At 73.6% G+C, this 4,634-nt stretch carries 5 protein-coding genes; 4 read left to right on the top strand and 1 reads right to left on the bottom strand.

Features of this window, described 5'->3' with window-relative positions; all coding sequences use genetic code 11:
• Positions 1-40: 40 nt before the first annotated feature.
• Positions 41-862: a CDP-alcohol phosphatidyltransferase family protein gene (locus ACFWI9_RS33000; RefSeq protein ID WP_387168620.1), complete on the bottom strand. Its 822-nt coding sequence runs from the start codon at positions 860-862 to the stop codon at positions 41-43.
• 128 nt (positions 863-990) lie between these two features.
• Between ACFWI9_RS33000 and ACFWI9_RS32995 the strand changes: the two genes are divergently transcribed.
• The 4 genes from ACFWI9_RS32995 to ACFWI9_RS32980 all read left to right on the top strand — a co-directional run.
• Positions 991-2,067 (top strand): dehydrogenase, encoded by a 1,077-nt coding sequence (locus tag ACFWI9_RS32995; protein ID WP_387168617.1) that lies wholly within the window; start codon positions 991-993, stop codon positions 2,065-2,067.
• A gap of 123 nt (positions 2,068-2,190) precedes the next feature.
• The gene (locus ACFWI9_RS32990) at positions 2,191-2,589 is read left to right on the top strand and encodes a 6-pyruvoyl tetrahydropterin synthase family protein (protein ID WP_387168614.1); all 399 of its coding nucleotides are present in this window, start codon (positions 2,191-2,193) and stop codon (positions 2,587-2,589) included.
• Positions 2,586-3,716, top strand: coding sequence for a glycosyltransferase family 4 protein (locus ACFWI9_RS32985; protein ID WP_387168612.1), 1,131 nt, complete (start codon positions 2,586-2,588; stop codon positions 3,714-3,716). Before ACFWI9_RS32990 ends, ACFWI9_RS32985 begins: the two co-directional genes overlap by 4 nt.
• Before the next feature lie 86 nt (positions 3,717-3,802).
• Positions 3,803-4,634 (top strand): methyltransferase domain-containing protein (locus ACFWI9_RS32980; protein ID WP_387168609.1); only part of this gene is annotated, 832 nt, incomplete at its 3' end.

The raw sequence follows: 4,634 nt of genomic DNA, 5'->3' as shown, positions 1-4,634 counted from the left end.
CACCATGTGCGGGCCGCCGCCATCAGCGTCTCCGAAACCCTCAAACACCCGCGTGGGTGGTCTCGCGCACCACGGCTGTGTCATGCGCGGCGCTGTCGAGCCCCTGCCGCCCCGAACGCCGCAGCCCCCGGATATCCCGCGCGAAGGACCAGACCAGCGCCGCCAGTGCCGCCGCGACCATGACGGCGGCGCCCGCGAGCGGCACGATCCCGGCGCCCGCGACCAGAAGCACGATCCCCTGGACCGCGGCGACCGTCTTACGGGCCATGCTCGGCGGCAGCGTGCCGTTCAGCCACGGCAGGACCCGTGCCGCCGCGACGAAGGCGTACCGCATCGCGCCGATCAGCAGCACCCACGGCCCCAGGAACATCGCCACATGGACGCTGAGGACCAGGATGAGGAACGCGTCCACCTCCATGTCGAAGCGCGCCCCCAGGGGCGACTCCGAGCCGGTGCGCCGGGCCACCTGGCCGTCCACGCAGTCGAGGACCAGCGCCACCGCGGTCAGGGCGACCATGACGGCGAGCGGCGGCTCGCTGACGAAGGAGGAGCCGGGGCCGTCGAGCAGCGTGCCGTTGACGAACGAGTCCGCGACGAGCGCGGTAACGCCCCCGACCAGTACCGTCCGCGCCAGGGTCACGCCGTTGGCGGGCCCGAAGGCCACCCGCGTGGGCCAGCACCGGCGCAGTGCCCGCGTGAGCACCGCCCAGGTGGCGAAAGTGAAGACCAGGCCCGCCAGCCAGCCGGCCGGCCCAAGGCCGAGCACGGCGCCCAGCAGGACGAGCAGGAGAGTCTGCGCGCCCGCCCCCGCGATTGTCTCGGGGCGTACCAGTCTCGCGTCGAAAGTGCCGCTCAGGGCCACTGCGCAACCACCCTCCGGCTGTGTGACAGAGTCGATGAACGCCGCGTTCCAGTTGAGCGGCCCTCATGATTTTCAGAACGTAAACCGCAACCCGAGTGTTCAGCGGGAGGTCCTGAATGGAGTCCGCGATGGAATCCGCAGAGCCGTCGAACGAGCCGTCGGACGGTTCGTCGAACGAGCCGTCGAACGAGCCGTCGGCCGGGACATCGACCAGGACATCGACGGGGCGAGCCGCACGTACCGCGCACGCTTTCTGGCTCGTCTCCCCAGGCAGCGGCGAGATACGCGAATCCGCCCTGCCGGCCCCGGCCGACGGCGAAGTCCTGGTCCGGACGCTGTACTCCGGGGTCAGCCGGGGCACGGAAAGCCTGGTGTTCCGCGGCAGCGTGCCCGAAAGCCAGTACGCCGAGATGCGAGCGCCCTTCCAGGAAGGCGACTTCCCGGGGCCGGTCAAATACGGCTATCTGAACGTCGGCCTGGTGGAGGAGGGACCCCGCGAGCTCGTCGGCCGCACGGTCTTCTCGCTCTACCCGCACCAGACCCGCTTCGTCGTCCCGGCGAGCGCCGTGACCACGGTGCCGGACAGCGTGCCCGCCGAACGGGCGATCCTGGCCGGGACGGTGGAGACCGCCGTCAACGCCCTGTGGGACGCCACGCCCCTCGTCGGCGACCGTATCGCCGTCGTCGGCGCGGGCATGATCGGCTGCTCCGTGGCCCGGCTGCTGGCCCGGTTCCCTGGCGTGCGGGTGCAACTGGTCGACGCCGACCCGGCGCGTGCCGCCGTCGCCGAGGCCCTCGGCGTCGACTTCGCGCTGCCCGCCGACGCCCTCGGCGGCTGCGACCTCGCCGTACACGCCAGCGCCACGGAAGCCGGACTGAACCGCTCGCTTGAGCTGCTCGCTCCGGAGGGCACGGTCCTGGAGCTGAGCTGGTACGGCGACCGGCGGATCAGCCTGCCGCTCGGAGAGGCGTTCCACTCGGGGCGTCTGGTGCTGCGCGGCAGCCAGGTGGGCCGGGTGTCCCCGGCGCGGCGCTCCAGCCGTACATATGCCGACCGGCTGGCGCTCTCGCTGGACCTGCTCGCCGACCCGGCCTTCGACGCGCTCGTCACCGGTGAGTGCGCTTTCGCCGAACTGCCGTCGGTGCTGGCCCGTATCGCGGCCGGCGAACTGCCGGGTATGTGCCACCGGGTCCGCTACGAGTGATCCCTGCGCATATGACCGTGACGACCGGCACCAAACGGGCCTCTGAACGCGGCGTACGCTCCGGCCGTACTGAAGGACACGGGCCGCCGCAGCGGCCAGGAGCACCGACCGGAGGCACAGCCGTTGTTCAGCGTCACCGTCCGCGAACACCTCATGATCGCCCACAGCTTCCGCGGGGAGGTCTTCGGACCAGCACAGCGTCTGCACGGCGCGACCTTCCTGGTCGACGCCACCTTCCGCAGGCCGGAACTGGACGAGGACAACATCGTCGTGGACATCGGCCTCGCCACCACCGAGCTGGGCAAGATCGTCGGCGAGTACAACTACCGCAATCTTGACGACGAGCCCCAGTTCAACGGGATCAACACCTCCACCGAGTTCCTCGCCAAGGTGATCGCCGACCGGCTGGCCGACCTGGTGCACGCCGGGGCCCTGGGTGAAGGCGCCCGCGGGCTGACCGGGATCGGCGTCACGCTGCACGAGTCGCACATCGCGTGGGCGAGCTACGAGCGGGCCCTGTGACCAGCGCTCCCGCTTCCCCGGTGCGGATCGTGATGCCTGCCGGCGTCCACGATCCCGCCACCCCGAGCGGCGGCAACGCCTACGACCGCCGGGTCTGCGCCGAGCTGCCCCGGCTCGGCCGGCCGGTGGACGAGCAGACCGTGCCCGGCGGCTGGCCCCGGCCGGGCGCAGCGGCGCTGGCGGCGCTGACCCGGGTCCTGCGGGAGTCGCCGGACGGGAGCCTCGTGCTGCTGGACGGTCTGGTCGCCTGCGCCGCGCCCGATGTGGTCGTCCCGGAGGCCGAATCCGGACGGCTGCGCCTCGCGGTGCTGGTCCATCTGCCGCTGGCCGACGAGACGGGGCTCGACCCGGACGAGGCGGCCGCCCTGGACGCCGCCGAGCGCAGGACACTGCGGGCGGTCCCCACGGTGCTGGCCACCAGCGACTGGGCCGCGGGACGGCTGGTGGAACACCACGGTCTCGACCGCCGCCGAGTCCATGTCGCGGCCCCCGGCGCCGATCCGGCCCCGCCGTCCCGCGGCAGCGCGGGCGAGGCAGCCGAAGCCGCTCCGCGCCTGCTGTGCGTGGCGTCGGTGACCCCGCGCAAGGGCCAGTACGAGCTGGTGGAGGCGCTCGCGGCGGTCTCCGATCTGCCGTGGGACTGCGAATGCGTCGGCGGTCTGGGCCAGGACCCTGCGTACGTCTCCCGGCTGCGGGCGCTGATCGCGGAGCACGGACTCGCCGACCGGGTACGGCTGGTGGGCCCGCGTACTCCCGGGCCCGAACTGGACGCGTACTACGACAGCGCCGATCTGCTGGTGCTCGCCTCGCACGCGGAGACCTACGGCATGGTCGTGACCGAGGCGCTGGCGCGCGGCATCCCGGTGCTGGCCACCGCCGTCGGCGGACTGCCGGAAGCCGTCGGACGGGCGCCCGGCGGGGACGTACCGGGGACCCTCGTACGGCCGGACGACCGGCTCGCCCTGACGGCCGCGCTGCGCCACTGGCTGGGCGACCCCGGCGAACGGAACCGTGCCAGGACCGCCGCACACGCCCGGCGCGACGCGCTGGCCGGCTGGGACGCCACGGCGCGCGGGGTGGCCGCGGCGCTGGACCGACTCCGCGAAGACTCTCGGGAGACCGCATGACCACGATGGACACGACGGGCACGAGGGACGCGAGGGACACGAGGGACACGAGGGACTCAATGGACACGGCAGGTACGGCAGACACGATGGACCGACCCCGCTTCGCCCCGGAGTGGCTGACGCTGCGCGAGAGCGCGGACGCCGCCGCCCGCGCGCCCGAACTCCTCGATCCACTGCGCCAGTACATCGCGGCGACGCGGACGGACACCCCACTGGTGATCCGCGACCTCGGCTGCGGCACCGGTTCGATGGGGCGCTGGCTGGCACCACGGCTCGACGGCCCCCAGCACTGGATCCTGCACGACCACGACCCCGATCTGCTGGCGCTCGCCGCCGCCCAGCTGCCGCGTACGGCCGCCGACGGCAGCCCTGTCACGGTCGCGACCCAGCGCGGTGACATCGCCCTGCTGGACGGCGCTGCCCTGGCCGGCACCTCGCTGGTCACGGCCTCCGCCCTGCTCGACCTGCTCACCCGCGAGGAACTGGACGCCCTCGCGGCGGCCTGTGCCGGGGCCCGTAGCCCGGTGCTGCTGGCGCTGTCGGTGGTGGGCCGGGTGGACATCGAACCGGCCGATCCGCTGGACGCCGAGATCACCGAGGCGTTCAACGCGCACCAGCGCCGGGTGGACGACGGACGCCGCCTGCTCGGCCCGGACGCGGTCGCCGCGGCGTCGGTGGCCTTCGCCCGCTACGGGATGACCGTACGGGTGCAGCCGAGTCCGTGGCGGCTGGGCGGCGACACGGCGACACGTCTGCTCGCCGCCGAGTGGCGGGGCCGCGGGGGGGGGCGCCCCCCCCCTCTACCGGGCCCCCCCCCCCGAGGCCGAGGGGGTGGGTGTGAGAGCCCCCGCCCGCCGCGGGGCCCGCGCCCCGCGGGGCGGCCCCGTCCGCCCTCAGCCCGTCGGCGCGCAGCAGCAC

This window comes from Streptomyces sp. NPDC127084, assembly GCF_042724175.1.
In the GTDB taxonomy this organism is placed as follows: Bacteria; Actinomycetota; Actinomycetes; order Streptomycetales; family Streptomycetaceae; genus Streptomyces.
Note: the sequence above shows the minus strand (reverse complement) of the source record. Positions and strands in the feature narration are given on the sequence as shown.

What these genes read in the sequence shown, in the direction of transcription:
- ACFWI9_RS32995 (WP_387168617.1), top strand. Translation starts at nt 991, where the DNA reads ATGGAATCCGCAGAGCCGTCGAACGAGCCGTCGGACGGTTCGTCGAAC.